Source organism: Brevibacillus schisleri, from assembly GCF_055685845.1.
Genome location: NZ_JBVNDM010000001.1, coordinates 3,514,243 through 3,541,024, shown reverse-complemented (window position 1 = coordinate 3,541,024; position 26,782 = coordinate 3,514,243). Strand labels below are relative to the sequence as shown.

Sequence of the window (26,782 nt, the reverse complement as noted above, 5' to 3'; positions counted from 1 at the left end):
GCAAATGGAGAGGAAGAGATGGATGAATAGTTGGGTAAAGATACTGAAAGAGCTGACAGAGGCTTCCGGAGTTCCCGGACAAGAACAGGAAGTGCGAGAATTAATGCACACGTATTTGGAACCGCTTACAGAAGAAGTGTTCACAGATAATCTGGGAAGCATAATCGGTCGGAAAACAGGCATGGCCAATGGCCCCAAAATCATGATGATGGGCCATATGGATGAAGTGGGTTTCATGGTAACGCGTGTCATGAAGGATGGGTTCATCGCCTTCCAGCCGCTTGGTGGCTGGTGGTCGCAGGTGATGCTGGCACAGCGTGTGAACATTAAAACACGCAAAGGGGATATTGTCGGCGTAATCGGGTCAAAACCGCCACATCTGCTGTCTTCGGAAGAACGAAAGAAAGTGGTTGAAATCGAACGGATGTACATCGATATCGGAGCATCAAATGCAGAACAGGCAAAGGAGCTGGGTATTCGCCCAGGTGATCCGGTTGTGCCGATCTGCCCTTTCACGGTGATGGCGAATGACAAGATGTATATGGCAAAAGCGCTCGATAATCGCGGCGGTTGCCTGACAGCCATTGAAGTAATGAAACAGTTGCAGGAAACGGATCACCCCAACATCGTATATAGCGGCGCTACTGCACAAGAAGAAGTGGGATGTCGCGGCGCATTCACGAGCACGTATATGGTGCAGCCAGATTTATTTATTGCATTGGAGACGGGGATAACGTTTGACACGCCGGGAAGCGCCGACTCTCCTAATTTGCCTGATATCAAGCTTGGTGGTGGGCCTACGATTGGTCTATTCGACGGCTCGCTCGTGCCTAATCGGAAATTGCGTGATCTATTATTTGATACGGCTGAAGAGGAAGGCATCCCGTATCAATATGCTGCTCTTGCAGGTGCGGGTACGGACGCAGGAGCTGCTCATATGGTTGGCAAAGGGGCTCCATCCATCGTCATTGCAATTCCTGCGCGTTACATTCACAGTCACGCTTCGATTCTCCATCATGATGATGTGGAAAATACGGTGAAATTGCTGACGGCTCTCGTCAAAAAGCTGGATCAAAAAACGGTTGATTGGCTCAAATCGTAGGAGGCGAGGATATTTCCCAAACAAGGGAGTGGTGTCATTGATGGGGATTAGAAAGCGGGAAATCGCCACGTTTGTGAGCATTGTCCTTTCCTGTTTCGTACTGCTGGCTATCGTGTCCGGCTGCGATGCGCCTGCAACGAAATCAGGTACGGATGATGGAAATAAAGATGTCAATATATCCGAGAAAAAGGGCGGAACGATCACCGTTGCGATTAGTAGTGAACCAGATACACTAGATGCCCACAAATCGACCGCGTTAAGCACAGAGGGGGTAGCGCTCAATCTAGGGGGGGCTCTCCTTTACAGAGATCCCCAAACAAATGAGGTCAAGCCCTATCTGGCCGAATCGTACTCCATTTCGGAAGATGGGAAGACATGGACATTTCGCATTCGCCAAGGCGTTACCTTTCATGATGGGACACCGCTCACTGCCCAGGCGTACAAGCGAACATTTGAGCGGGCCATGTCTCCGGAAATCGCTCCGAAAGGCGTAGGCATGGTTCTTGGCATCATCCAATCAATCAAAACACCAGATGATCAGACCCTGATTTTGGAGTTGAATGAACCGTCTGCCACGCTCCTCACCTATTTCACTTCCGCTAGCTGGATGCAGCCGCTCTCGGTGGACGCGGTGCAAAAGTTTGGGGATCAATACGGAAGGAATCCGGTCGGTGTCGGTCCATGGAAGATGGAGAGCTGGAAATCAGGAGATTCGATCACGTTAGTCCAAAATGATGCCTATCGCTGGGCACCGCCCTCCTTTCAAAATCAAGGACCAGTGAGGCCGGACAAATTAGTTCTGAAATTGATTCGAAATCCGCAAACGGCTGTCGCTGCTTTGGAAAGTGGCACCATCGACATCGCTGATCTGCCTGCGAAAGACGCGAAGAAATTCAAGAACAACAACCGTTTTACCGTACTTGAGCAGACAAAGCGCGGCTTGGGGCTGTTTGTCGAGCTGAACTTGAATAACGAGATTTTACAAGATAAAAACGTACGCAAAGCGTTGCAAATGGCAGTTAAGAAAGAGGCTATCGTGCAGTCGCATCTCCAAGGCGAAGGAATTGTTGCAGATGGTCCGCTGCCTGCCAATTTGTTCGGATACGATCCATTCATTGCTCACTATGCATACAAATACAACCCCGAGGAAGCGGTGAAGCTCCTGGAAGAAGCCGGATGGAAACTGAATGCACAAGGGATAAGGGAGAAAGCAGGAAAACCGCTTCATCTCGAATTGTTGAGTATGGAACTGTGGTCTCAACTTGCCCAATTGATGCAAGGAATGTTCAAAGCGATTGGTGTAGACGTAAAAATCATTACGCTGGAAGGCAGCGCAGTCGACCAGCTAACGGCAGCTGGCACATTTGACTTGGCGCTTGACGGATACGTCGCTGATGACCCTGATATCTTGTTTCCGTTCATGCATTCAAGTCAGATCGGTGGGATGAATCGTTCAGCAATCCATGACAAAACGATCGATTCCTTGCTGGAAAAGGGACAGGTGACGATGAAGAGCGACGATAGAGCAAAAATCTACGAAGAACTTCAGAAGCGCTCTGTGGAGGAGGCTTTTTGGATTCCCATTTACACGGAAAAACGGTTTGTCGTGGTAAACAACCGTGTTCAAGGACTCATGCTTGATCCATCCGGACTGAAATTGTATCAGGACGTGTGGGTTAAGTAAGCGCGGAAACAAAAAACAAGGAGAACAGGTCATGAACAGTCAGGAATGGATCGCGAGTTATGAGGAGTTTGTCCGAGAAACCATGATGGAAAGGAAGGTGCCTGGAGCTGCAATTGGAGTGGCCAAAGACGGACAGCTCGTTTATGCCAAAGGCTTCGGCTATCGTGATGCCGAGCAAGGTCAGGTAGCGACAGTTGATACTTTGTTCGGAATCGCTTCGATTACGAAATCGTTTACCGCTATTGCGATCATGCAGCTACAGGAAGCCGGAAAACTGACGGTTGCCGATCCTGTTTCCCGCTTTTTGCCAGAGTTTCATGTAAAAACGGGAAGTGGAACGGAGGCAATTACCATTCACAACTTTCTAACCCATTCCTCCGGTTTGCCGCCATTATCTTGCGTCGATGAAGCACTCAAGCTTGGGATGAACACCTATGAGGAATTGATGACCTATATGGCACAACTGGAATTTCCTTTATTGGGCGCACCAGGTACGGAGTTCAGCTATTCCAATGATTGCTATACGCTACTGGGAGCAATTGTTGAACGGGTAAGCGGCAAGCCATACTCGACGTATGTGAAGGAGCATATTCTCCAACCAGCGGGAATGCAGCGTAGTTGCTTTTCTTTGGCGGAGTTGGAAGGGTACGAGGATAGAACACCACTATTTGAGACACCGCCGTTTCAATCATCCGGCGGATTAAAATCAACACTCACCGACATGATGAGATACACCGAGCTGTTTCGAACGAAAGGTTTGATTGGCAAGGAGCGAATTCTTCGCACGGAAAGTGTGCAGCAGATGACCACCCCTTATTTCCGATGTGAACACAACCAATATTACGGGTATGGTATAGCGATTACACCCAATTTCTACGGTGCTGTGATGCTGGGCCATAGCGGCAGCGAGAAAGGGATCCAAGCCTACATGAGCATCATCCCCGAGAACGGATTGGCTGCTGTAGCCCTAACCAATCTCAGCGGTTCGCCAGCTGTCGCATTGGCACATGGAACGTTTCACTGCATCGAGAATCGTCCGGCGAAATCAACGCATGTCACCTATAAGGAATATGACCTCCCGCCAGATCGTCTGCTTGAATATGCGGGCGAGTACAGCTCTATGGAAGGAATTCATCTTCAGGTAAGCGTGGATGCAGGCACGCTGATTGTAACGGTCGATCATTCGGACTCATTCTCTTTAAAAGCTATTGACGAAGACGTTTTTCTCTCGAACGTTGAAGGGTCGGATCAAACCGTACGCTTTATACGAGACGGGAGTCAAACGGTTATTCGCATGATGGGCTCCTATCGCCAAATTCCCAAGCGAGTTTAGCCATACGCATTCTAGAAGAGAGGAGTGAACAAATCATGAAACAGTATTTGTTGAATCGGATGCTATCAGGAGTGATTGTCCTCCTCGGCATTTCCATCTTTTCGTTTGCGCTCGTTCATTTTATTCCTGGAGATCCGGTACGGATCATGTTAGGGGAAAAGGCTACAAAAGCACAAGTGGAACAGTTACGTGAACAAATGGGGCTAAATCAGCCCCTTCCGCATCAGTACCTGACCTACATGGAAAAAGTCATCCAAGGGGATTTCGGAAATTCCTTACAAACAGAAAGACCTGTCATCGTGGAAATATTGGAACGGTTTCCAGCAACGGTCAAGCTAGCCTTCGCTGGAATTGGCATCGCGGTCGTCATTGGCTTAACGATGGGAATGATCGCTGCGAAATACAAGAATACGCTCTTGGACTTTATGCTGATGGCGGCAGCATCGATCGGATTATCGCTGCCGAGCTTCTGGCTGGGCTTAATCGTCATCATGTTCTTTTCCGTTCAATTAGGCTGGTTTCCAATCGCGGGTGGTACGGGATGGAAGGATCTTGTTTTGCCTGCTTGTACCTTGGGCGTATTGTCTTCCGCGATGATCAGCCGACTGACTCGTTCAGGTATGGTCGAAGTGCTTTCCCACGATTACATTCGAACGGCACGGGCCAAGGGATTGAGGGAGTCGATCATCTTATTCCGACACGCTTTGTGCAATGTCATGATTCCTGTTGTTACGGTGGTAGGCTTGCAAATCGCGACTCTGCTGGGCGGAGCAGTTATCATCGAACAAGTGTTCAACTGGCCTGGAATCGGCACATTAGCTATCCGTGCGATTTCAGCCCGTGATTTTCCGATGATTCAGGGCATTGTGTTGCTGATGGGCTTTGTCTATGTGGTGGTAAATATGATGGTCGACCTCCTTTATGGTTTGATTGATCCGCGTGTCGACCTCATTACAGAGAAGGAGGGGCGGTAACTTGAATGAGGGGAGCAAAACCGTCGTAGATGGGGTGACGCATGCCAAATTCCCGATTTTCCCCAAGCTTGCCTTTTGGGGAAAAATGAAGAAACAGCGAGCAGCAAAAATAAGCTTGATGGTGCTTTTACTCATTTCTGCGATCGGAATTGTCGGGCCTTGGATTGCTCCTTATGACCCTACTGAAAGTAATTACGAAGCCTTTCTGCAAGGCCCGTCTGCCAAGCATGTTCTCGGAACGGATGCGATCGGCCGCGATTTGTTTTCCCGTATTTTATACGGAACGCGCGTTACACTTGTGGTTGCTGTCATGGCGGTCGGCATCACAGTAGTGGCAGGAACGATGATTGGGGTCATCAGTGCATATGTGGGTGGATTCATTGATCATCTGCTCATGCGGATCATGGATATTTTGCTCGCATTGCCGGGGATCATTTTGGCCTTGGCCATTGTCGCGGCGCTTGGACCGAGTCAAACCAATGCGATGATCGCAATCGGCATTTCTTCGATTCCCAGCTTTGCACGTCTGATCAGGGCAGCGACGCTCGTGATCATGTCGTCTGGATATGTGGAAGCCAGCAGATCGATCGGGACACCGAGCTGGTGGATCATTCTTTTCCAGGTTCTCCCCAATATTACGAATGTATTGTTCGTTTACATGACATTGTTCGTCGGGGGAGCGATTCTCGATACGGCTGCATTGGGCTTTATCGGCTTGGGCGCGCAGCCGCCGACTCCCGAATGGGGGACCATGTTGAATGAAGGAAAAGATTATTTGTCCGATGCCTGGTGGCTTGCGATATACCCAGGATTGGCTATCACGATTGTCGTGTTGGCAGTAAACCGGCTGGGAGATGCCTTGCGCGATATTTTTGATCCCCGTACGCAAAAGTAAAAGGACAATAAGAGGATTGGAGGGGGATTCCGTTTATGGACAATGTATTGGAAGTGACAGGGCTGACAACCCGGTTCACGAAGGAGTCGGGAACGATTACGGTGGTTGATCAGCTTGATTTACATGTAAAAAAAGGGGAGACGCTGGGAATCGTTGGAGAGTCGGGGTGTGGCAAGAGCGCCACTTCGCTCTCGCTCATGCGACTGTTGGACAATAATGCCACTTTGACTGGAAGCATTCGATTTAATGGGAAAGAAGTGCTTGCGCTGAGTGAAGCCGAGATGCGCAGTCTCAGAGGCAAGGAAATGGCGATGATTTTTCAGGAACCGATGCATTCGTTAAATCCGGTGTTGACGATCGGCCGGCAAATCAGTGAGGTACTGCACGAGCATGAGGGTGAAAGCAAGGCGGTGGTAAAGCAACGGGTACTGGATTTGCTTACCGTGGTGGGCATCTCCCGAGCAGAAGAGATTTACAGGGATTACCCGCATCGTTTGTCAGGAGGAATGAGGCAGCGGGTGATGATTGCCATGGCGATCGCATGCAATCCGTCGTTACTGATCGCTGATGAACCGACGACCGCATTGGATGTGACCATTCAAGCGCAAATCTTGAATCTGATCAAAAAAATCAGAAGGGATATCGGCATGTCAGTGATCATGATTACGCATGATTTAGGGGTGATCGCTGAAGTGTGCGACCGCGTCATGGTGATGTATGCGGGACAAGCGATTGAAACAGCGGACGTACGGTCGTTGTTGCGCAATCCGAAGCACCCGTACACCATAGGTTTGCTCCAATCGACACCAAGGCAACGCGCAAAGAGGCTTCATTGCATAAAAGGCAGTGTGCCGACACCGGAAAACAAACCCAATGGGTGCAGGTTTGCCCCACGATGCGATCGAGCGATGGCGATATGTTGGGAGCAGAATCCCGTGCTCCGTCCAGTGGATCCGTATTCTTCTTGTCGATGCTGGTTATTTACCCAAGACAAGGGTCATGTACAGGAAAGCTCGGTGGTAGGTAGATGACAACTCCAATCCTGGAAGTGAAAGGACTACGCAAGCTGTTTCGCATGAAAAGAGGGTGGCTTCAACAACCCCATTATGTTCATGCGCTAAACGGGATTGATGTGAGCGTCTATGAAGGAGAAACGCTGGGGATTGTCGGGGAGTCAGGCTGCGGAAAGTCTACATTGGGAAAATGTATTCTGCGTTTGCTGGAGCCCGTCCAAGGCGAAATTCGTTTCCAAGGGAACGAAATAGGAAAAATGAACAAACATGAAATGCGTGCAGTTAGGCGAAATATGCAAATGGTTTTTCAAAATCCATTTGAAACATTGAACCCGAAACTAACGATTGGGCACATCTTGACGGAGCCGCTGATTTCGCACCGTATTCCCCGGGAGCAGCGACAAGGGCTATTGGAAGAAACGATTGAGATTGTCGGTATGAGCAAGCAGCATCTATCTCGCTATCCTCATGAATTTTCCGGAGGGCAAAGACAACGAATTGGCATCGCCCGTGCTCTGATTCTTCGGCCAAAGCTGATTATCGCGGATGAGCCTGTCTCCGCACTAGATGTGTCGATTCAATCGCAAATCCTAAATTTGCTACAGGATTTGCAAGAACAATTTTCCTTGACGTATGTCTTCATTTCGCATGATTTGAGCGTAGTAGAGCACATTGCCGATAAAGTGGCGGTCATGTATTTAGGTGAAATCATCGAGTATGCCGAGAAAGAAAAGCTGTTCGGACGACCGCTGCATCCCTATACACAAGCATTGCTTTCAGCCAAACCCATTACTGATCCTGATGATACGCGAGAGCAAATTGTGTTATCGGGAGAACTCCCGTCCCCGTCTAATCCACCAGAGGGATGTAAATTCCATCCGCGCTGTCGTTCCAGCATGGAAATATGCAAGGTCGAGTTGCCAAAGCTGCATGAAATAGAAGGGCAATCGGTCGCTTGTCATCTCTATCAATCATGTCTTTCTTAAATCAGGGCGACTGCTCCCAGTCCATCCTGTGGAGCAGTTGCTTGGATGAAAACACTACATCGGATAATAAGGGGGAGAGTAATGTTTGAAGGTGGGATCCCGTTTAAAAAAATGAATGGCTGTGGCAACGACTTTATTGTAGTAGACAATCGCGATGGCCTGTTGAACGAGGTTTCGCTTTCAGCCTTTGTCCAAAATGTATGCAGGCGAGGCATTTCAATCGGTGCGGATGGGTTCATGCTGCTGGAGAACTCCAACATCGCAGATTTTAAGATGAGGTATTTTAACGCAGATGGCAGTGAAGGAGAAATGTGCGGCAACGGTGCAAGGTGCATGTCGCGCTTTGCCTATGAGATCGGAGCAGCCGAGACGAAGATGAGCTTCGAAACGATGGCTGGCATCTATCAGGCAGAGCTCAATCAGAACAGCGTGAAGGTCAAGTTTCCGGACATTCCATTGCATGCGCTGAAGCTGAATCAACTATATGAGTGGGACGGACCGAGCGGCATCTACCACTATGGTGTTGTCGGCGTTCCCCACACGGTCTGGTTTGTCGAAAATGTTATCGCGATAGCGGACGACCAGCTTAGAGAATGGGGACGGATGGTCAGAAATGATCTGGTGCAGTTTCCCAATGGTACCAACGTAAATTTTGTGGAACGGATTGATAGGGAAACGCTTAGCATCAGAACCTATGAGCGCGGTGTAGAGGCAGAGACCTACGCGTGCGGTTCCGGATCGACTGCTGCGGCAATCATCGCCGGTATTTTAGGACATGTAGACACCCCTGTGAACCTGCTTACTCGAGGGGGATCACTTGAAATTTCTTACCATCTCACAGATGATGCTGCCGAATCCGTTTACTTGGAAGGCAACTCAAAGCTGGTTGCAGAAGGATATTTGTTGCCCGATGCATGGACATGAGAACGCCCCACATCCGATTCCCTTTTCGATAGCTTGAGTGTGTACGCATTGATACCTATCATCAATAAAACTACGAATAAGACATAAGATGACATATTTAAAGGTCTAAAATGGGTGGAGATTAACGAAAGGGGTTAACCACTCATGGCACGAAGAATCATATTAGATTTAGCTGTCACTTTAGATGGGTTTATTGAAGGGAAAAATGGAGAAGTTGATTGGTGCATAATGGACGCTGAAATGGAGTTTGTTCATTTCTTACATCAAATCGATACGATTCTTTATGGAAGAAAAAGTTATGATCTATGGGGGCAATATACGCCGGAAAATGAACATACGGATACGGAAAAAGAGATTTGGGCATTGGTTCATCGTAAAGAAAAATATGTGTTTTCCAAGACACAGAAAGGGACTGATCATAAAGCAATATTCATCAACGATAATATCCTTGAAGAAGTCAATCTATTAAAGAATAAGCCCGGCAAAGACATCTGGCTATATGGTGGAGCCAGTCTAATTACAACATTTATCAATTTAGAGCTTGTAGATGAATTTCGATTATCTGTTCATCCTGTTATTTTGGGAGAAGGAAAACCGTTGTTTATGGATATAAAACAGAGGTTGAATTTGAGTCTGGTGAATACCAAAACGCTCTCCTCTGGCGTTGTGCAACTCATCTATCAAAGCATTAGGCCAATCGATTGAAGAATCGATGGGGATCGTGGTAGAATTTGTCACGAGATTACCTCTTTTTAGAAGAGGTGTGACTAATTGTACTGGAGTTGAGATAAGATCAATGAAAACGGAAATCATAAATAGATTCATCTCTTACGCACAAGTTGATACACAATCCGATGAAAATAGCGAAACGTGCCCTTCAACGCCAGGACAACTAGTACTGGCCCAAATGCTTGTAGACGAGCTGAAAGCCATAGGTATGCAGGAAGTTACGATGGATTCGAACGGCTATGTAATGGCAACCCTACCGTCCAATACAGACAAAGATATTCCCACAATCGGTTTTCTCGCTCATATGGATACGGCCACTGATTTTACAGGCGCTGACGTGAAACCGCAAGTCTTTGAAAATTATAACGGACAAGACATTGTCTTGAATGAAGCACTGAATATTGTCCTTTCGCCGCAGGAGTTTCCAGAGCTGGCTGGCTACAAAGGCCACACCTTAATCACAACAGACGGTACCACATTGCTTGGCGCTGATGATAAAGCCGGTATTGCCGAGATCATGACCGCCATGGATTATCTGATTCGCCATCCAGAACTGAAACACGGGAAAGTAAGAGTAGCCTTCACCCCGGATGAAGAAATCGGCAGAGGCCCTGATAAATTTGATGTGTCCGCCTTCGACGCCGTATATGCCTATACGATGGATGGCGGTCCTCTTGGCGGGATCGAGTACGAGAGCTTTCATGCTGCATCCGCCACCATAACCTGCAAAGGGACGAACGTTCACCCTGGATCGGCCAAAGGCAAAATGGTCAACGCTGCTAAAATAGCTATGGAGCTGCATGGTAAGCTGCCGGCTAATGAAACGCCTGAGGAGACGGAAGGCTACGAAGGCTTCTATCATCTGTCTTCCATTCAAGGTGACGTCGAGCAAACGCAGCTTCGTTATTTGATCCGGGATCACGATCGTAATCGGTTTCAGGAGAGAAAGTCTGAACTGGCTCGTATCGTAGAAGAGTTACAGAAAAAATACGGAGAGAAGCGAATTGAACTCGACATCATAGATGAGTACTTCAACATGCGGGAAAAGATTGAGCCTGTCATGGAAGTAGTGGACATCGCCACGCAAGCACTAGAAAACCTCGGAATCGTGCCAAATATTCAACCGATTCGCGGTGGTACGGATGGCTCCCAGCTATCCTATATGGGGTTGCCAACTCCGAATATTTTCACAGGCGGGGAAAACTACCACGGCCGATTCGAGTATGTTTCCGTAGATAACATGATGCACGCTGTGCACACCATCATCGAAATCGTAAAGCTGTATGAGCAAAGAGCTTGATGGCGAGGTAGTCTTATGATGTAGTCAGAAGGAGCGCCCACGATGAAGAATCAAAAAATTGTAATAGTTGGTGCAGGCTTTGTTGGTGCAGCTATGGCGTATTCCTTATCAAAGCAGAATCAGAATGTCACTCTTATAGAGACGAATTCGTCTGCTGCATGTGAAGCCACTCAGAAATCTTTCGCTTGGATTCATCCATCGGGCCGGGTATTAGAAAATTTTCGACATTTGTATGATGCATCCATAGCCGAATATCATTGACTTGGGAAGTCCTTACAGACAATGAGGGGATCTCGTAAACAACTAGTAAAACGGCAGCAAATCATAGAATTAGAACCAAATCTAAAGGAATACCCCGAGGCAGCTTATTATGCGAACGAAGAAGGCGCTCTAGATCCAATTTTGACTACAAAGCTTTTCGTAAAAAAAGCAGAAGAAAATGGGGCGAACACCCTGTTTGATACAAAAGTGATGCAAATCGTCACAGAGGCTGCCAAGGTTGTTGGGGTGAACACCTCCAAAGGTTTTATAGAATCAGACGTTCTTGTATTAGCAACTGGCGCAGCTATACCCGAACTCTGTAAGCCATTAGGCTTTGATGTTCCTGTCGCTCCTTCGCCTTCTATACTGATCCGAATGAAATCAAAAGAAAAGTTGATCCGCACCTTAGTTTCAAATGCTTAGTTTGAAGCGAGACAACTAACCGATGATACGTTACTGGCGGCGGAAGATTTTATCGATGAGTCCGAACAAAATGGACCTGAGGCAATTGGAAAGCGGGCGTTTGAGATTCTTCGGCATAATTTAATAGGCGGGGAAAAGCTGGAGCTGGAAAGCATCAAGGTAGGAGTAAGACCCATGCCGGAAGACGGTTACCCCATCGTTGGATTTCATGACCAAATAAAGGGTCTTTATCTGACCGTTATGCATTCAGCTATTACACTAGCTCCCATCATTAGCCGCTTAGCTGCGAATGAGATCATAAACAACGTACAAATGAAAGAATTAGAGAGCTGCCGACTAATCAGATTTTCTTGTGAAGTAGAGTAATAATCAAATTCATGCTTTCCAGTACCATCATGTGAAAGGGCGGATGTCGTGTAGAGACGATTCGCCCTTTGTCATGATTCATTTCAATCTCTTCACCATGTAGCTCCATTTTTTCTCTTTGAATAAAAGATGTGATAAAAAGTTACTTACTCGTAGTTGCGTATGGAACGCTAATCGCTGGTAAAGCTGCTCTGCCCGGGGGTTTCTTCCTGCGACGTACAAGCTTAACTTGTCTAGGCTTGGCTGCGCTTGTGCGAAATCCTGCGCCCACTGCAATAGCAGGTTGCCAATTCCTTTGCCTTGATGATCGGGATGGACAACAACGTCTGTAATGTAACATTCACCTGCCTGTGGTTTATGGTCTAAGAGAGATAAGCCGATAAACATTTTCAGGAGATTCCATTTGCCAAAACCATGGAGGTTCTTCCATGCAGGAAAAATTTGCATGCGATCAGATTCGGTTTTCCACTTGATGGATATCGTCCCGATAACTTCTCCCTCTTGTAGCGCGACCATTCGTTGACTCGTAGGTTCTGTAGGAACATGATCAAATAACTTTTCGAAAAAGATGGCGAGCTCGCCATCATTGAGCTTCGTAAGGGTTTGGAATTTCCCGCGAAACCCTTTGAATGGTGAGGTCCTCTATAGCGATCAATTTTTTACTGTTGCCATAAACCCTGCACTTGACGAGGATAGCCGGGTCATGGTGCTGGAAACTTCCGATGGACGAGTGATGGCGGTCTTAACACCTGGGGTCGCTGAGAAAATAGGTCTCATCCAGCAACAATCCTTGACTGAGTCGATCTTTCGCCAGAAATTGAATGAAGCAGGCGTTACCCTACATGGCGTAGACTATCTTTTTTATTTTTCAAAAGCCGATAAGAACACATTGATGCAAGAAAACCTCGAAGGTGACCTGCGCCGGTTAGCCGAGCAAGATGAGGCGGTTTTCTCCGAGTTTGTATCCTCCGCATCGGAACAAGACTTGGATGACGCTTATGTGGAACTGGATCACTGGGCAGTTTTCGGCTCTTTTGAGCAAAATCGCCTGGTCAGCGCTGCCAGTATGTATCCATGGGAGGAGGATGCGTATATTGCGGATCTGGGCGTGCTGACGCTGACGTCGTTTAGAGGAAAGGGTCACGCCCGCAAAGTGGTTCGCTCCATCTCCCAATATGCTTATGGTCAAGGATATGAACCACAGTACCGATACCAACTCGATAATGATACGTCTGCGGCTTTGGCCAAAGGAGCGGGATTCACGCTGTTTGGAAAATGGGAAGTGATTTCTCCAGACTCTGCTAACTGAAAAATACTCTCTCAACTATTCCATCGTCAGCGACAACAATAAAGTGACTCTGCCGAAGAACGGAACAATGGTATTTGCCAGTACACCAGGCTCGGAATTTCAAATAACAATCAAGTAAATTAGTTACGCACAAAAAGCCCACACATTCCGTTAGGAGGTGAACAGTGGGCTTTTTGTGATGGTTCGAATAGAAGGCGAACAATAGAGCTTGCCAAGATCATAATCTACACGGTCCATGCATACGTTAGAATCAACCATACGGAAATGAAAGAGTTCATATATTTCAATCCTCAAGAGGAAAAAACAAAAAAATGTTGATTTCCCTTATTAACTGCTATATAACTAAATTAGAAGTATTATTATGTAATACTTAATTTAAATGACAGGAGAGGGACAAATGGATTCTATGGCAACCGCTAACACTGGAAAATGTCCGTTTTCGCATGGCAGTACTACGAATCACAACCCTAGTGCTACGTCGAACAAACACTGGTGGCCCAACCAGTTGAACTTGAACATCCTGCATCAGCATGACCGAAAATCTAACCCTATGGGCGAAGACTTCGATTATGCGGAAGAGTTCAAAAAGTTGGACTACCAGGCTCTCAAACAGGATCTTTATGATCTCATGACAAACAGCCAAGATTGGTGGCCTGCCGACTACGGGCATTACGGGCCATTATTTATCCGTATGGCTTGGCACTCAGCTGGTACATATCGTACAGGAGACGGCCGTGGCGGTGCTGGAACCGGCACACAGCGTTTTGCTCCACTTAACAGCTGGCCAGACAATGCCAACCTTGATAAAGCTCGACGCCTTCTATGGCCGATCAAGCAAAAATATGGCAACAAGATCTCTTGGGCAGACTTGTACATTCTTGCCGGCAATGCGGCTATTGAATCCATGGGCGGGAAGACGATCGGTTTTGGAGGAGGACGCGCGGACGTTTGGCATCCAGAAGAAGATATTTACTGGGGTGCTGAAAAGGAATGGCTAGGCGATAACCGTTACACCGGCGATCGTGATCTCGAGAATCCGCTTGCTGCTGTTCAAATGGGTCTAATTTATGTGAACCCCGAAGGTCCAAACGGGAATCCAGATCCGCTTGCCAGTGCTCGTGACATTCGCGAAACCTTCAAACGCATGGGAATGAACGATGAAGAAACCGTTGCTCTCGTAGCAGGCGGTCATACATTTGGGAAGGCTCACGGCGCAGGAGATGCTGCTCTAGTAGGCCCAGAGCCGGAAGCTGCTCCTTTGGAAGCAATGGGCTTAGGATGGCAGAGCGCACACGGTTCCGGTAAAGGTCGCGACGCCATCACCAGCGGTATTGAAGGCGCATGGACTGCAAACCCGACACAATGGGATAATGGTTTCTTTGAACTCTTATTCGGATATGAATGGGAGCTGACCAAGAGCCCAGCAGGTGCACACCAATGGGTTGCTGTAAATCCTGCTGATGAGCATCTTGCACCGGATGCAGAAGATGCGTCCGTTCGTGTTCCAACGATGATGACCACTGCGGATATGGCTTTGCGTATGGATCCAGCATACGAAAAGATTTCTCGTCGTTACTATGAGAATCCAGAAGAGTTTGCAGATGCATTTGCAACTGCATGGTTCAAACTCACACACCGCGACATGGGGCCTCGCTCAAGATATTTAGGCCCAGAAGTTCCAGCAGAAGATTTTATTTGGCAAGATCCTGTACCCACTGCTGAATATGAGTTAACAGATGCCGATGTAGCAGAACTGAAAACACGGATTTTAGACTCGGGCCTTACCGTCAGCGAGCTAGTAACAACGGCTTGGGCTTCCGCATGTACCTTCCGTGGCTCGGATATGCGTGGTGGCGCGAATGGTGCTCGCATCCGTCTTGCTCCACAGAAGGAGTGGGAAGTGAATGAGCCGAAAAAACTTGAAAAGGTGCTTACGATCCTGGGAGTCATTCAAGAGGACTTTGGTAAAAAAGTCAGCATGGCCGATTTGATTGTACTCGGCGGTAGTGCCGCAGTAGAAAAAGCTGCACAAGATGCTGGCTTTGATGTAACGGTTCCTTTTGCTCCCGGGCGTGGTGATGCAACACAAGAGCAAACCGATGCAGAAAGCTTTGCTGTGCTCGAACCAATCGCTGATGGTTTCCGGAACTACCAGAAGAAGCAATATCGTGTCAGTCCTGCGGAACTCCTGATCGACAAGGCACAGCTACTAAACCTTACTGCTCCAGAAATGACTGCACTCGTTGGCGGTATGCGTGTTATCGGCACAAACCACGGTGGCACACAACACGGTGTATTCACGGATCGTGTAGGTACACTCACGAACGACTTCTTTGTTAACTTGGTAGACATGGGCATACAGTGGAAACCTGTAGACGGAGGCGTATTTGAAGGACGTGATCCCAAAACGGGGGAAGTCTTGCGTACAGCAACTGCTGTTGACCTCGTGTTCGGTTCAAACTCTGTTCTGCGTGCCATTGCAGAAGTTTATGCGCAAGACGATAACAAAGAAAAGTTTGTGCGTGACTTCATTGCTGCATGGGTGAAGGTAATGAATGCAGATCGTTTTGATCTTCAATAAGCATAATTTGAAAAAGAAAGCAAAGAACAGTATTTGTTGTTGGATACTGTTCTTTGCTTTATATTTTCTATAGTCAAGTAGAAATCGAATCGGTTACGATGTTCTACTTACCATCTGAAGCAAGCCTCCAGGTGGTTTTTATAGAATTTACAACTTGGAGACAACTGAAAGATACTTTTAACATATGAACGCTATATTCTATGAACTGTAACAAGGGTTTCGTGCCCAAACCAAAAACAAAAAATTTCAGGAGGCATTACCATGAACAAAAAAAATATTCTCGTTTTGTCAATGGCATTAACAATTGTAGGCGGTGCTACAGCAGCGGTATTTGCAAGCGATAACGCGATTCATTCTACGAAAAACAAAGTCGTAACGTTGGCAAGCAAAGAAGGAAATGGCACAACTCAAACCACAACAAATGATGTAGTCAAAGTAGCAAATGGAAAGATTAGCGATGAAGAAGCGGTAAAAATGGCAACGAAAGCTCTAAAAGACTATATGGGGCTTGACGCGAAATCTTTTGGTGAGGCGCATGTAAATCGAACGAACAACCAAGAAGACTTTACGTTCTTTATGGATATCGTTTCAAAAGAAGATGCAGCTGTATTAAAAGAAAACGCAAAAAAAGAAACGGCAGATGTTATCGTGGTACAGTTTGTTCGTGCTGAAGACTTAAACCAGCCAATGGCCGCTTCTAATCGCATTGTCATAAATGAAAAAACAGGTGAAATTGTTTCTTTAACTGCTTTCACGAATGAAGATCGAAGCTCAGAGGCAACAATCGATGATGCGAAAGTTAAATCTGCGGTTATCAGCTTTTTTGATAAACAACAGAAAAATGTGAAGGAAAATACGATAAGGTTAGTAAGAGTGCTAGTTCCGGAACCGTACGTGTTCTTTGCAACCTAGAAGATGGAAGAGATGTAGATATGACAATTAGTCTGAAGAATTATTCAGTATCTAGATTTGAGATTAATTATGACAGACTAATTCCTCTACCTAGATCGCTTGACAAGCATGATCAGTGATAAGCATATAGCGATTGACTGGGATGCGCCGAAGGAAATCGTCGTCGCCCACGATAAACTATGGATGCAGGAAGCATTGTTGAACCTGTTGCAGAATGCGATCGAGCATTCCAAACCCAGCAGTACAATCATGATTCAAGTAAAAGATACGCCGATCTATACAGAGTTGGTGATTCAAGACTTTGGAGAAGGAATCGCACCTGAAGAATTATCCCATATTTTTGATCGATTCTACAAAGCAGCAGGTTCTAGAAAGCAGGATTCGACTGGAATTGGATTGGCGCTAGTCAAAGCCATTATCGAAGCACATCATGCCTTGATGAAAGTGGAGAGTGAGAAAGACAGCTTTACAAGATTTACGATTACTTTCATGAAATTTTAATTATGTATGATGTATGCACAAAGCCGAATGGAAGGACTACCGTATGATACCTATGAGCACTTGTAACAAGCGCTCCGCGGAGTCTGTAAAATATTTTGTGTAAACTCTCAACCTCTAAACTACAATTAGGAGTAGAAAGGTTGGGAGATTTTTATGATGTCAAAAGAGCAGATCAAGCAGTGGATCAAAGAGAAAAACATGAAGTCAGTGGACGACGTGCAGTCAGCGTTAAAGGATCTATTCGCAGACACGATCCAAGAAATGCTGGAAGCTGAAATCGAGTCCTCTCTTGGATACGCCAAGCATGACATGAAAAACAAGCGGACAACCAACAGCCGCAATGGGTATAGCAAGAAAACCGTCCGTTCTGAGTACGGGGATGTTGACATCCAAGTCCCTCGAGATCGAGAGGGTGATTTTGAGCCGAACATTGTAAAGAAACATCAATCCAATGTGACAGGGATCGAAGATCAAATTCTCGCCCTCTATGCCAAAGGCGTATCCACACGCGATATCCAAGACCATCTGCAACAGCTCTATGGCATCGAAGTCTCACCAACGCTCATATCCAATGTAACGAATAAGATTGTACCGATGATCAAAGAGTGGCAAAATCGCCCCTTACAAGCGGTTTATGCTGTTGTTTTCCTTGACGCCATTCACTTTAAGGTAAAACAGGACGGAGCTATCGTCAATAAAGCCGCCTATATGGTCATTGGTATTGACCTTGACGGTCATAAAGATGTGCTCGGGATCTGGATTGGGGAGAATGAATCAGCAAAATTCTGGCTGCATGTACTCAATGAACTGAGAAATCGTGGAGTGCAGGATATTCTCATTACGAGCGTCGATAACCTTCGAGGCTTTACAGAAGCCATTTCAGCATGTTATCCGAAGACGGAGATTCAGAAATGTGTCATCCATCAAATCCGAAACTCCATCAAGTATGTTTCCTATAAGGATCTAAAAAAGATTACGTCCGAACTGAAACCCATCTATAAGGCTCCAACGGAGCAAGCTGCATTGGAAGAACTCGAGCAATTTGAACAAGCCTGGGGCAGTAAATATCCCTTGATGGTTCGTTCCTGGCGAAATAACTGGGATGAGATTGCGACTTTCTTTAAATATCCCCCAGAGATTCGAAAGCTGATCTATACAACCAACGTCATCGAGAGTTATCATCGACAGCTCCGAAAAGTGACAAAGGGAAAAGCCATGTTTCCCACAGACGATGCCCTTCTGAAGATGCTATATCTCGTGACCATGGATGTTCTGCGAAAGTGGACGGGACGCGTCCAGAACTGGGGACAGATTCTCTTGCAGCTATCCGTTTTCTTTGAAGATCGAGTACAGCCGTACATTCGGTAACAAATGAAAGGCTTCATCCCCGAAGGGATTATCTTTCTCTCCACCAATGCGTCAAGGGTTCGCTTCGCCTTACGCCCTTGACTCTATTGGCTTCGAAAAAGAGGTCCCAATTAGGGGGATGAAACCTTTTCATATATCGGTTGATTGAGTTTACACAAAAATCTTGACAGACCCGCTCCGCGTGTCGATGGAGAGACAGGCTCGCCTATATCGTGGCCGTTTTTGTTGTTATGGCTTTGGGCTTAGGGTCCAGAGCGTTCGCCGATGTGTTGCCTGTCTTTGTAGCGGAGCATTTTGGCGATGCATTATGGGCTTGCATAATCTACTTCGGCTTTCGCACTTACTATACTCACAAAAAGATTTCTTTCTCGCTGTGGTGCAGCCTCGCGTTTTGCTTTGCGATCGAGGCCAGCCAATTGTATCAGGCCGATTGGATCAATTCCCTTCGGAAGACAACTCTTGGGGCGTTGGTATTAGGAAAGGGCTTTTTGACGGCGGACCTTGTGCGGTATACGGCGGGAGCTGCCATCGCTGCTTTGCTCGACCTAGCCTGGCCTTGGCGTAAGCGCTCCTGATTTTTGGCGGATGTACGACATACCAAAAAAATCTTCTAGGAGGGATCATGTTGCAGCAGCTCTTTACCGATATGATGAAAAAGGACGTTAAGTCGTTCCTTTCTAAGCGTGGCTTCGCAAAGAAGGGTTTGAATTTCACTAAGAAAACCGAAAGCCTCATCTACATGTTCAACTTCCAAAAATCTGCTGGCAATGCAGCGGACCATGTCATGTTTTATGTGAACTGTGGTATTTATGCAGCGGAGTTGGCACAAATACAATCGAGAGAGATTCTAACAGCACCTGTAGAAGCGGAGTGTCACTTCAGAGCAAGAATGGGGGAGATTGTTGAATCTGTACCAGATCGATTTTCGATCACTCCGGGTACGAATATGGATGATGTAAGAAAAACAATTCTAAGTGGATTAGAAGAGGTGATTCATTTCTATGATACGATGACCAGTGCCAGATCCATTGTGGATTATTACACTTCAGGGCCATTTTTACATCTGAGCGAAGAGAGCTTTCATTTGCTGTTACAATCAAATGATGTAGCAGCGGCTAAACATTATTGGAAGGCTTTGCAGGAAAAGTACGGAACAGAAAAACGATGGACCATATTCGAGAATAAATACACGGCCATCTTCAATAAATATGGAGTGGAATTTGATAAGTGATAGAAACAGCGGTCAATCTAAGACTTTATTTTCAGGTCTTAGGTGGCCGCTATTTCAATTTAGAGGAGTCAGTGTTCCGTAAAAATAAAGTTGTAGACTGAGAAATAAAGTGTTAGACTGGCGCCAGTTATTCAACTAACGGGCAGATTAGTTTAAGATCAAGCGCGGAGAAGCGTATCACAAATAGTGGTAAAGCAAAAAATTGAAGTAGAGATTAGCATTGAAGGTATCCTTGCAGTGTGAAAAAAGACAAGCTCTTCCCCTAAACCGGGAAGAGCTTGTCGTCTTTTAAGCTTTATCCGGCAATAACGAGCTGACAATTAAAGACAACGTTTGCCTGTATACCGCATGCGCCGATTGTACATCTCCTAAGTGTCCTCCCATGTAAAGATGAATGACGCCATGGAGCGAAGCCCAAAATACGCGGATAACTAATTCAGTGTCATACTGGTCAGGGATGAGACCTTGCTTTTGCGCATTGCTGATCACCGTCAATAATTGCCGCATGGCCGTTACGGTACCATTTAGGCTTTCCTCGTCCGGTTTGAAATCCGCGAATGCGCCTCCGAACATCAGTTTATAATAACTGGAGTAACGCTGCCCGAATTGCCAAAAGGCTTCGCCTAAATTCTGCAAATGCTGCGCCGGATCAGCAGCTTGCGGCGTCCCCTCGAATTCGTTAGCGAGAAGCTTACAACCGTCCAGATACAGCTGCTGAGCCAAGCCCTCTTTATTGACAAACAAGTTATAAATGATTTTTGTCGAGCAACCCATTTTCTGCGATACTTTACGCACCGTAACGGCTTCCGGACCCTCTTCTTGCAAGAGCGTTGCCGCAGCGTCAACAACGAGCTTGCGGAGATTTTCAATATTTTGCAAGCGGGCTTCTTGGTAGGTTTTCAACACTCGTGAGTTTGCATTGGAGGAGATATCTTGATCGCTCATAATCATCACCTTCGGATATCAAGTTATCGTCAGGAAACAAAGTTTCTGACGCTCTTGCAAGGAATTTTATACAGTTGTTAAGCGGTTGTCAATGAGACGGTAGATGTTCAAGGATATTCAAAGATCATATTGACTTACTAGAAAAGCCAGGATACAATGAACCCACTCGGAAACACTGTTACCAAATGATATGATCATTATCACATTCCTTGAGAATCGGGAATAATTACTTATGTTCATCCGGTAACGACGTTTCTATATTATAACATAGTATCCAGAAGGGGAGTAGCGATATGACGATTCAAGGTAAATGGGCGCTCATCACGGGAGCTTCTTCCGGTATTGGAGAGCAATTCGCGAGACAACTGGCCAAACAAGGCAGCCATTTAGTACTCGTAGCCCAATCGAAGGGCAAGCTTGAGAGTCTGGCATCAGAGCTCAGAAAGATGTATAGCATCAAAGCCGAGGTTATCGCTATGGATCTTGCGAAAGAGGGCGCACCCAGCGAGTTATATCAGCAATGTCGACTTTTGAAAGTGGATATCGAACTGCTGGTCAACAATGCAGGCTTTGCTACGCATGGTTTGTTTGAACAAGTGTCAGGCAAGCGTCAACATGAAGAAGTTATGCTCAATGTCGCCGCTGTTGTAGATATGACCCACTTGTTTTTACCGGACATGTTGCGCAAAAGCTCAGGTACAGTTATCAATGTTGCTTCAACCGCCGGATTTCAACCACTTCCCTATATGGCCGTATATGGGGCAACGAAAGCTTTCGTCCTGTCGTTTACTCAAGCGTTATGGTTTGAAAACTGCAACCGCGGCATTAAATTCTTCGCACTTTGTCCCGGTGCGACGGACACGAGTTTCTTTAATGTCGTAGGAGCGGAAGAAGCCTCCGTCGGAAAGAAAGACACTCCGGAAAGAGTCGTAGAGGTTGCACTTCGTGCGTTGAAGGAAGGGAAAGTGTACGTCGTTCCGGGTGTGCAGAATTATCTCGGGGCGCAGTTATCGCGATTCATTACACGAAAACAAAGTCTTCGGCTTGTTGGAAGCATGATTCGTCCGCGTGAAGGATCCAGCAGCAATAATAAGAATCCGGGTAATCAATCTGATCTTGCAGGGAGGACAATTCGATGAAAGCTATACAGCTGAAAAACGGCTTCGGCTTCGAGGAATTAACCATAACGGAACTAGACATACCAACGCCAGGACCTAAGGAGGTACTGATCCGCATGAGGGCAGCTTCTCTCAATTACCGTGATCTAGTGGTCCTCAGCGGATTAATGCCGATCGAAGTCAAATTTCCCTTCATTCCATTATCAGACGGAGCGGGAGAAATTGTAGCCGTTGGCCAAGGAGTAACAAGGTTCCAGGTCGGACACCGAGTAGCGGGTAATTTTCAACAGCGATTCATTGCCGGCAGCCCAAGACCTGGGGTGTTAGAAGAAAGCCTGGGGGGGCCGTTGAACGGAATAGCGGCCGAGTATGTCGTTCTACATGAAGACGGAGTCGTCCCTATTCCCGATCACCTCACTTATGAGGAGGCCTCAACCTTACCGATCGCGGCATTAACCGCATGGAGCATGCTAATCGAATAGGGCGGTTTGCAAGCGGGTGATACCGTGCTGCTGCAAGGAACGGGCGGGGTATCCATCTTTGGGCTTCAATTCTCGCTTATGGCCGGAGCACGAGCCATCATCACGTCGAGCAGCAACGCCAAGCTGGAACGAGCAAAAGCTCTTGGCGCATGGCAAACGATCAATTATTTGGAAGCTCCCGATTGGGATAAGGCGGCGTTAGAGTTGACTGGCTGCGGCGTCGATCATGTTCTGGATGTTGGAGGAGCGGCAACGATGGGAAATCCATAAATGCGCTTCGCACTGGAGGGACCTTGAGTATGGTCGGGTTCTTATCGGGCTTGACCATTCCGGAATACGATGTCACCAGCATTTTGCAGAAAGCAGCAACTGTTCGCGGCAGTCAAGTCGGCAACCGAGATCACTTCGAAAAGATGAATCGGGCGATTGCCCATCATCGTTTATATCCCGTCATCGACCATGTATTCCCGCTGGCCCGAATTGGAGAAGCATTCGCGCTCTTGGCTGAAGGAAAGCAATATTTCGGTAAAATCGTAGTCCAAATCTAAAATCTCACTTATATGAAAAAGGAGACACACTAATGCCTAATATACAAGTTCGATCCGTTAAATCTACTGAAGGCGTGAATCGTCCTAAACGCTCACTACGTGCTAAGATTTGCAGATGGGGGCTATCGGTGCTCGTTCTAGGAATACTCGTTTTCTTGCTTGTACCTTCACCGATCAAACCGGCAAAATGGTCAGCACCGACGGCCCCCTCTTTTGAGGAAGCGGGTCCGTGGAAACAAAACAATAAACTCAGCCCAGCTCAGCTTGTGACTGATGCCCCTCAATTCCCTGAATTCATTACATTCGATAAAGAAGGTCAGCTATATACAGGAGATTCAGATGGGAAGATTTACAAGGTTCCTTTCGATGCAGAGGGAAATCCGCAAAAAGCCCAAATGTTTGCAGACACCATTGGAACACCTAATGGGCTTATATTCGATGCCAAAGGCGATTTGATCGTTACTGATGTCAAGAGGGGACTGCTGTCTATTAACCCATCCGGGAGCATAGAGGTATTGGCGGATCAAGTGGACGGTAAGCCGATCTATCTAGCTAACGAGCTTGATATTGCCAAGGACGGCTCCATTTATTTTTCTGATACTTCGAATTATGGTAGTGTGACCTTCAAAGAAATTGCCGAGAACAAGCCGCATGGACGTTTGCTGAAGTACGATCCAAAGACCAAGCAAACGACCGTCCTGTTAGAAGGCCTTTATTTTGCAAACGGAGTTGCCTTGTCTGCGGATGAAGATTTTGTGCTTGTGGCGGAATCGTATCATTATCAATTGACCAGATACTGGCTTAAAGGACCGAAGAAGGGTACATCTGATATTTTCGTAGACAATCTCGCAGGTTTTCCAGACAACATTACGCGTGATGATCAAGGCCATTTCTGGGTCGGTATCTTCACGACTCGCATTTCTTTTGTAGATCAGATGCATAGCAACCCTTGGTTAGCCAGTACCATGGCCAAGTTGCCGGAGTCGCTGCTTAGCGGTGCAAGCGCACCGGCGAAGCATGGGCTTGCTATGGAGCTCAGCCCGCAGGGAGAGCTTATCGGAAGCTGGCATGATCCGGAAGGCAAACTGTATGGCGTAACTACGGCTGTAAGCCATAACGGATATTTATATATAGGAACGGCACCGGGAGGCAGCAAGGGTGTTCATCGCGTGCTTTTAACAAAATAATGTTGGAATTTGGGAGGGTGCGAAATGAATCTGGATGATTTAGAGCTATCTTGGAATGCGAAGGAGAGTCTGATCGGCAAAGTGGCCTTGGTGACAGGCGAAAGCGTTACCAAATACGGTGTTAACGCCATAGCGTCTGCGTTACGTTTGGAGACAATCGATCAGGGGATTCGCGTTACGACGATTCAACCCGGGGCGGTGGCAACGGAATTTTCTCAGGTGGCCGGGTATTCCGAGGATGAAATTCGCGCGTTTTCTTCGAAAGTCCTGCCGTTACATCCCGATGACGTTGCAGAGGCGGCGCTCTATGCACTGGAGCAACCTGAGCATGTCAACATTCCAGAACTGACCATTATGCCTTCAAAGCAAACCCAGCGGTTCAAATAATTAACCAAGAAAGTAACGCACTGATGACAAAGAATTGCGGGCTTTCGAGGTAGGATTCGTAGCTGACCATCTTCAAAGAATCTTACCTTCAGCTCGTTCAACGACATTACGGACCAAAGTTGGTTGCCCAATTAAGTGCCCTTAATTTTTTCGCCGATAGACCCGTTAAGCTGAACCGTACCACAAGTAACGGAAATGTTGATCAACTAACGGGTTCGATAGCTCAATAAACCAGGCCAGTCTAACACTTTATTTTTGTGATTTTGACTGGCCTTTTTGTATGGAAGGATTGAATAGTCTAATACCTATTTTTCTAAGGTAAAGAGCTTTCTTAGACAGTAATAGCAACCAAATCAACAACATCAGTCTAATACTTTATTTTCTTTGAACAGTCAGTACAAACCCAATTTATGGGAAAATAGGCGAACGAGATAGGCGGAAAATCCATAACGTAAAGTGTGTGAAAGCCAATGAAGGAGGGAATTTATGTACGGGTGGTATCCACAAGAGGGTTATTATCCAATTTCAGCGGGAGAAGGTAGACACTACAACAATTACGAATTGCTGAGACATATTGCCAGATTAGAACGACATCTGGCGGAGGTACAAGAGGCCATGTCAGCATGTACAAAAAAGAATGGTGGATTAAAAAAGGATTTAGAAGTGGTCAGACAGCAGAGCTCAGTGCAAACTCAAAATGATCAAACTTATCAACAGCCAGGAGTAGATAAAGTAAATGTCAAATGTATAGGAGCTACAGAGTCATCCGTAACCTTTGAAATATCAGGAAGAAGATTAACATTTGACAGCGATTATTATGGTAATTATGTAGGCGAGTATACTCCTGGAAAAGAGTACGTAGCCATGGGGGATTATGGAGCGGGGCAAATCTATCTAACCATTAAGGATGATAATGAAATTTGGCATACATTTAGATATTCACGTATCCAATCGTAATTGATAAGATGTGCTCATAGATTGCTTTTTGATTCTTGTCGAGTGATATAACCAAGGATACTGACTGCGTCTGCCAGAAAATGCTTATGTCACTCGACATTGTACACATTTTGAGATTTGCAAGGTAAGCAAATAGTTAGTCCCAACCAAAAAGTGGCAGACTGATGACATTTTGAATGTAATTGTACGCCTGAGTTAGGATGAATTGTATGTAGTCGTTGGAAAAAAATAATGTTTATGGTAGTATTGATATACAGATAAACGATCCAGTAGTGCCTTACGAGCTGGCACAAGGCATTTCTCAATTCAATATTTAGATAAATTTCTAAATATCTAAAAATGATGTATGAAAGTAGGATCGATTGATTATGTCAATGAATTATGCATTTAAGGCACTCTCTGATCCCACAAGAAGAAAAATTCTTGACCTGTTGAGGGAGAAAGATATGACGGCTGGAGAAATAGCTGACCATTTTCAAATGACAAAGCCCAGCATCTCCCACCACCTCAATTTGTTGAAACAGGCACAAATGGTTTACGACGAACGAAAAGGGCAAAACATCTATTACTCACTGAATACGACTGTTTTTCAAGACTTATTAAAATGGTTTATCCAATTTCATTAGAAAGTGAGGGAATCACATGAATAAATCCAATTTGTCTATCTTGTTTTTTTTCATCAGTGTTGTCTTAGGCGTAATTTGTTATCCCTCCATGCCAGATCAGATGGTCATTCATTGGGGACCAAATGGCGAACCGAATGGTTTTGCGCCAAAGCTTGTGGGTGTAACTTTTATTCCGGTTGTGATGCTGTTTCTTTTCGTGGCTGTTCGCAGTCAAAAACAGTATTACAAAAAGTTCCAAAGCAGTCACGATACCATCTTGCATACATTAATGATCGTACTTCTCGTCATCCATAGCGTGATCATCGCATATGGATATGGGTATATGTTAAATATTGGGATATTTGTAACCCTTATTTTAGGAATTCTCTTTGTAACGATAGGGAATTTCATGCCTCGGTTTCGACATAACTATCTGATTGGGATACGCACGCCATGGTCACTCGCTAGTGAAGAGGTCTGGAAAAATACCCACCTGTTGAGTTCCCGTGTGTTCTTCATCGGAGGAATCCTCATCATGCTCACTTCATTCTTACCAACAACCATCCATTACATCCTCATGCTGATCATTGTGTTGGTGACCATTCTGATTTCGATTGGAAGCAGTCGGTACTATTACAAAAAAACAGGAAGGGGAAAGTAA

General features: G+C 46.2%; 26 protein-coding genes and 3 pseudogenes. 27 read left to right on the top strand and 2 right to left on the bottom strand.

The window, feature by feature from the left end; all coding sequences use genetic code 11:
* Positions 1 to 22 precede the first annotated feature (22 nt).
* The 11 genes and pseudogenes from ACUUHJ_RS16550 to ACUUHJ_RS16500 all read left to right on the top strand — a co-directional run bounded on the left by ACUUHJ_RS16550 (position 23) and on the right by ACUUHJ_RS16500 (position 11,990).
* Positions 23 to 1,102, top strand: coding sequence for a M42 family metallopeptidase (locus ACUUHJ_RS16550; RefSeq protein ID WP_472299390.1), 1,080 nt, complete (start codon positions 23 to 25; stop codon positions 1,100 to 1,102).
* 40 nt (positions 1,103 to 1,142) lie between these two features.
* Positions 1,143 to 2,786: an ABC transporter substrate-binding protein gene (locus ACUUHJ_RS16545; protein WP_472299389.1), complete on the top strand. Its 1,644-nt coding sequence runs from the start codon at positions 1,143 to 1,145 to the stop codon at positions 2,784 to 2,786.
* A gap of 31 nt (positions 2,787 to 2,817) precedes the next feature.
* The gene (locus ACUUHJ_RS16540) at positions 2,818 to 4,119 is read left to right on the top strand and encodes a serine hydrolase domain-containing protein (RefSeq protein ID WP_472299388.1); all 1,302 of its coding nucleotides are present in this window, start codon (positions 2,818 to 2,820) and stop codon (positions 4,117 to 4,119) included.
* Positions 4,120 to 4,154: 35 nt separating this feature from the next.
* On the top strand, positions 4,155 to 5,093 hold the full coding sequence (gene nikB / locus ACUUHJ_RS16535; RefSeq protein WP_289677992.1) for a nickel ABC transporter permease: 939 nt from the start codon (positions 4,155 to 4,157) through the stop codon (positions 5,091 to 5,093).
* A 1-nt stretch (position 5,094) separates the two neighbouring features.
* Positions 5,095 to 5,988 (top strand): ABC transporter permease, encoded by an 894-nt coding sequence (locus ACUUHJ_RS16530; protein ID WP_289677993.1) that lies wholly within the window; start codon positions 5,095 to 5,097, stop codon positions 5,986 to 5,988.
* Positions 5,989 to 6,023: 35 nt separating this feature from the next.
* Positions 6,024 to 7,019, top strand: coding sequence for an ABC transporter ATP-binding protein (locus ACUUHJ_RS16525; RefSeq protein ID WP_472299387.1), 996 nt, complete (start codon positions 6,024 to 6,026; stop codon positions 7,017 to 7,019).
* The gene (locus ACUUHJ_RS16520; RefSeq protein ID WP_472299386.1) at positions 7,016 to 7,987 is read left to right on the top strand and encodes an ABC transporter ATP-binding protein; all 972 of its coding nucleotides are present in this window, start codon (positions 7,016 to 7,018) and stop codon (positions 7,985 to 7,987) included. Before ACUUHJ_RS16525 ends, ACUUHJ_RS16520 begins: the two co-directional genes overlap by 4 nt.
* 81 nt (positions 7,988 to 8,068) lie before the next feature.
* Positions 8,069 to 8,911 (top strand): diaminopimelate epimerase, encoded by an 843-nt coding sequence (gene dapF / locus ACUUHJ_RS16515; protein ID WP_472299385.1) that lies wholly within the window; start codon positions 8,069 to 8,071, stop codon positions 8,909 to 8,911.
* 144 nt (positions 8,912 to 9,055) lie between these two features.
* Positions 9,056 to 9,616 (top strand): dihydrofolate reductase family protein, encoded by a 561-nt coding sequence (locus tag ACUUHJ_RS16510; RefSeq protein ID WP_472299384.1) that lies wholly within the window; start codon positions 9,056 to 9,058, stop codon positions 9,614 to 9,616.
* Between the two features lie 91 nt (positions 9,617 to 9,707).
* Positions 9,708 to 10,940 carry a peptidase T gene (gene pepT / locus ACUUHJ_RS16505; protein WP_472299383.1) on the top strand — a complete coding sequence of 411 codons (1,233 nt, stop codon included), beginning with the start codon at positions 9,708 to 9,710 and terminating at the stop codon, positions 10,938 to 10,940.
* A 42-nt stretch (positions 10,941 to 10,982) separates the two neighbouring features.
* Positions 10,983 to 11,990: pseudogene (locus ACUUHJ_RS16500) on the top strand (NAD(P)/FAD-dependent oxidoreductase).
* 78 nt (positions 11,991 to 12,068) lie between these two features.
* Here the strand turns inward: ACUUHJ_RS16500 and ACUUHJ_RS16495 are convergent.
* Positions 12,069 to 12,560, bottom strand: coding sequence for a GNAT family N-acetyltransferase (locus ACUUHJ_RS16495; RefSeq protein ID WP_472301206.1), 492 nt, complete (start codon positions 12,558 to 12,560; stop codon positions 12,069 to 12,071).
* Positions 12,561 to 12,693: 133 nt separating this feature from the next.
* Between ACUUHJ_RS16495 and ACUUHJ_RS16490 the strand changes: the two genes are divergently transcribed.
* From ACUUHJ_RS16490 to ACUUHJ_RS16460, 7 genes and pseudogenes are all read left to right on the top strand, one after another.
* Entirely contained in the window at positions 12,694 to 13,299 is a 606-nt protein-coding gene (locus ACUUHJ_RS16490; RefSeq protein ID WP_472299382.1) for a GNAT family N-acetyltransferase, read from the top strand.
* A gap of 397 nt (positions 13,300 to 13,696) precedes the next feature.
* Positions 13,697 to 15,880 carry a catalase/peroxidase HPI gene (gene katG, locus ACUUHJ_RS16485; RefSeq protein WP_472299381.1) on the top strand — a complete coding sequence of 728 codons (2,184 nt, stop codon included), beginning with the start codon at positions 13,697 to 13,699 and terminating at the stop codon, positions 15,878 to 15,880.
* Between the two features lie 261 nt (positions 15,881 to 16,141).
* Positions 16,142 to 16,911, top strand: a pseudogene (locus ACUUHJ_RS16480) (hypothetical protein).
* Positions 16,883 to 17,293: pseudogene (locus ACUUHJ_RS16475) on the top strand (sensor histidine kinase); the annotation flags it as partial. The pseudogenes ACUUHJ_RS16480 and ACUUHJ_RS16475, both read left to right, overlap by 29 nt.
* A gap of 153 nt (positions 17,294 to 17,446) precedes the next feature.
* Positions 17,447 to 18,661, top strand: coding sequence for an IS256 family transposase (locus ACUUHJ_RS16470; protein WP_289673754.1), 1,215 nt, complete (start codon positions 17,447 to 17,449; stop codon positions 18,659 to 18,661).
* Between the two features lie 230 nt (positions 18,662 to 18,891).
* Complete coding sequence (locus tag ACUUHJ_RS16465) at positions 18,892 to 19,236, top strand: ribosomal maturation YjgA family protein (protein ID WP_472301205.1); 345 nt, start codon at positions 18,892 to 18,894, stop codon at positions 19,234 to 19,236.
* 47 nt (positions 19,237 to 19,283) lie between these two features.
* Positions 19,284 to 19,892, top strand: a complete 609-nt coding sequence (locus tag ACUUHJ_RS16460; protein ID WP_472299380.1) for a DUF4304 domain-containing protein — start codon at positions 19,284 to 19,286, stop codon at positions 19,890 to 19,892.
* A 288-nt stretch (positions 19,893 to 20,180) separates the two neighbouring features.
* Here ACUUHJ_RS16460 and ACUUHJ_RS16455 read toward each other — a convergent pair whose 3' ends face one another.
* Positions 20,181 to 20,837 carry a TetR/AcrR family transcriptional regulator gene (locus tag ACUUHJ_RS16455; RefSeq protein ID WP_289678004.1) on the bottom strand — a complete coding sequence of 219 codons (657 nt, stop codon included), beginning with the start codon at positions 20,835 to 20,837 and terminating at the stop codon, positions 20,181 to 20,183.
* Positions 20,838 to 21,130: 293 nt separating this feature from the next.
* Between ACUUHJ_RS16455 and ACUUHJ_RS16450 the strand changes: the two genes are divergently transcribed.
* From ACUUHJ_RS16450 to ACUUHJ_RS16410, 9 genes are all read left to right on the top strand, one after another.
* Positions 21,131 to 21,976, top strand: coding sequence for an SDR family NAD(P)-dependent oxidoreductase (locus tag ACUUHJ_RS16450; protein ID WP_472299379.1), 846 nt, complete (start codon positions 21,131 to 21,133; stop codon positions 21,974 to 21,976).
* Entirely contained in the window at positions 21,973 to 22,437 is a 465-nt protein-coding gene (locus ACUUHJ_RS16445; RefSeq protein ID WP_289678005.1) for an alcohol dehydrogenase catalytic domain-containing protein, read from the top strand. The genes ACUUHJ_RS16450 and ACUUHJ_RS16445 overlap by 4 nt, the downstream gene beginning before the upstream one ends.
* Positions 22,438 to 22,461: 24 nt before the next feature.
* Positions 22,462 to 22,707, top strand: a complete 246-nt coding sequence (locus ACUUHJ_RS16440; protein ID WP_289678006.1) for a zinc-binding dehydrogenase — start codon at positions 22,462 to 22,464, stop codon at positions 22,705 to 22,707.
* Between the two features lie 29 nt (positions 22,708 to 22,736).
* A complete protein-coding gene (locus tag ACUUHJ_RS16435) occupies positions 22,737 to 22,985 on the top strand; it encodes a zinc-binding dehydrogenase (RefSeq protein WP_289678007.1) in 249 nt (82 codons plus the stop codon).
* Positions 22,986 to 23,017: 32 nt separating this feature from the next.
* Entirely contained in the window at positions 23,018 to 24,172 is a 1,155-nt protein-coding gene (locus ACUUHJ_RS16430; protein WP_289678008.1) for an SMP-30/gluconolactonase/LRE family protein, read from the top strand.
* A 24-nt stretch (positions 24,173 to 24,196) separates the two neighbouring features.
* Complete coding sequence (locus ACUUHJ_RS16425; protein ID WP_472299378.1) at positions 24,197 to 24,559, top strand: hypothetical protein; 363 nt, start codon at positions 24,197 to 24,199, stop codon at positions 24,557 to 24,559.
* 486 nt (positions 24,560 to 25,045) lie between these two features.
* Complete coding sequence (locus ACUUHJ_RS16420) at positions 25,046 to 25,516, top strand: hypothetical protein (RefSeq protein ID WP_289678010.1); 471 nt, start codon at positions 25,046 to 25,048, stop codon at positions 25,514 to 25,516.
* 368 nt (positions 25,517 to 25,884) lie between these two features.
* Entirely contained in the window at positions 25,885 to 26,142 is a 258-nt protein-coding gene (locus tag ACUUHJ_RS16415) for an autorepressor SdpR family transcription factor (protein ID WP_429855330.1), read from the top strand.
* Between the two features lie 16 nt (positions 26,143 to 26,158).
* The gene (locus tag ACUUHJ_RS16410) at positions 26,159 to 26,782 is read left to right on the top strand and encodes an SdpI family protein (protein ID WP_015891180.1); all 624 of its coding nucleotides are present in this window, start codon (positions 26,159 to 26,161) and stop codon (positions 26,780 to 26,782) included.

Bases quoted from the DNA above. Each gene is read 5' to 3' on its own strand.
- ACUUHJ_RS16550 (WP_472299390.1), top strand. From the start codon at position 23: ATGAATAGTTGGGTAAAGATACTGAAAGAGCTGACAGAGGCTTCCGGA.
- ACUUHJ_RS16545 (WP_472299389.1), top strand. From the start codon at position 1,143: ATGGGGATTAGAAAGCGGGAAATCGCCACGTTTGTGAGCATTGTCCTT.
- ACUUHJ_RS16540 (WP_472299388.1), top strand. From the start codon at position 2,818: ATGAACAGTCAGGAATGGATCGCGAGTTATGAGGAGTTTGTCCGAGAA.
- nikB (WP_289677992.1), top strand. From the start codon at position 4,155: ATGAAACAGTATTTGTTGAATCGGATGCTATCAGGAGTGATTGTCCTC.
- ACUUHJ_RS16525 (WP_472299387.1), top strand. From the start codon at position 6,024: ATGGACAATGTATTGGAAGTGACAGGGCTGACAACCCGGTTCACGAAG.
- ACUUHJ_RS16520 (WP_472299386.1), top strand. From the start codon at position 7,016: ATGACAACTCCAATCCTGGAAGTGAAAGGACTACGCAAGCTGTTTCGC.
- dapF (WP_472299385.1), top strand. From the start codon at position 8,069: ATGTTTGAAGGTGGGATCCCGTTTAAAAAAATGAATGGCTGTGGCAAC.
- ACUUHJ_RS16510 (WP_472299384.1), top strand. From the start codon at position 9,056: ATGGCACGAAGAATCATATTAGATTTAGCTGTCACTTTAGATGGGTTT.
- pepT (WP_472299383.1), top strand. From the start codon at position 9,708: ATGAAAACGGAAATCATAAATAGATTCATCTCTTACGCACAAGTTGAT.
- ACUUHJ_RS16490 (WP_472299382.1), top strand. From the start codon at position 12,694: ATGGTGCTGGAAACTTCCGATGGACGAGTGATGGCGGTCTTAACACCT.
- katG (WP_472299381.1), top strand. From the start codon at position 13,697: ATGGATTCTATGGCAACCGCTAACACTGGAAAATGTCCGTTTTCGCAT.
- ACUUHJ_RS16470 (WP_289673754.1), top strand. From the start codon at position 17,447: ATGATGTCAAAAGAGCAGATCAAGCAGTGGATCAAAGAGAAAAACATG.
- ACUUHJ_RS16465 (WP_472301205.1), top strand. From the start codon at position 18,892: ATGGCTTTGGGCTTAGGGTCCAGAGCGTTCGCCGATGTGTTGCCTGTC.
- ACUUHJ_RS16460 (WP_472299380.1), top strand. From the start codon at position 19,284: ATGTTGCAGCAGCTCTTTACCGATATGATGAAAAAGGACGTTAAGTCG.
- ACUUHJ_RS16455 (WP_289678004.1), bottom strand. From the start codon at position 20,837: ATGAGCGATCAAGATATCTCCTCCAATGCAAACTCACGAGTGTTGAAA.
- ACUUHJ_RS16450 (WP_472299379.1), top strand. From the start codon at position 21,131: ATGACGATTCAAGGTAAATGGGCGCTCATCACGGGAGCTTCTTCCGGT.
- ACUUHJ_RS16445 (WP_289678005.1), top strand. From the start codon at position 21,973: ATGAAAGCTATACAGCTGAAAAACGGCTTCGGCTTCGAGGAATTAACC.
- ACUUHJ_RS16435 (WP_289678007.1), top strand. From the start codon at position 22,737: ATGGTCGGGTTCTTATCGGGCTTGACCATTCCGGAATACGATGTCACC.
- ACUUHJ_RS16430 (WP_289678008.1), top strand. From the start codon at position 23,018: ATGCCTAATATACAAGTTCGATCCGTTAAATCTACTGAAGGCGTGAAT.
- ACUUHJ_RS16425 (WP_472299378.1), top strand. From the start codon at position 24,197: ATGAATCTGGATGATTTAGAGCTATCTTGGAATGCGAAGGAGAGTCTG.
- ACUUHJ_RS16420 (WP_289678010.1), top strand. From the start codon at position 25,046: ATGTACGGGTGGTATCCACAAGAGGGTTATTATCCAATTTCAGCGGGA.
- ACUUHJ_RS16415 (WP_429855330.1), top strand. From the start codon at position 25,885: ATGTCAATGAATTATGCATTTAAGGCACTCTCTGATCCCACAAGAAGA.
- ACUUHJ_RS16410 (WP_015891180.1), top strand. From the start codon at position 26,159: ATGAATAAATCCAATTTGTCTATCTTGTTTTTTTTCATCAGTGTTGTC.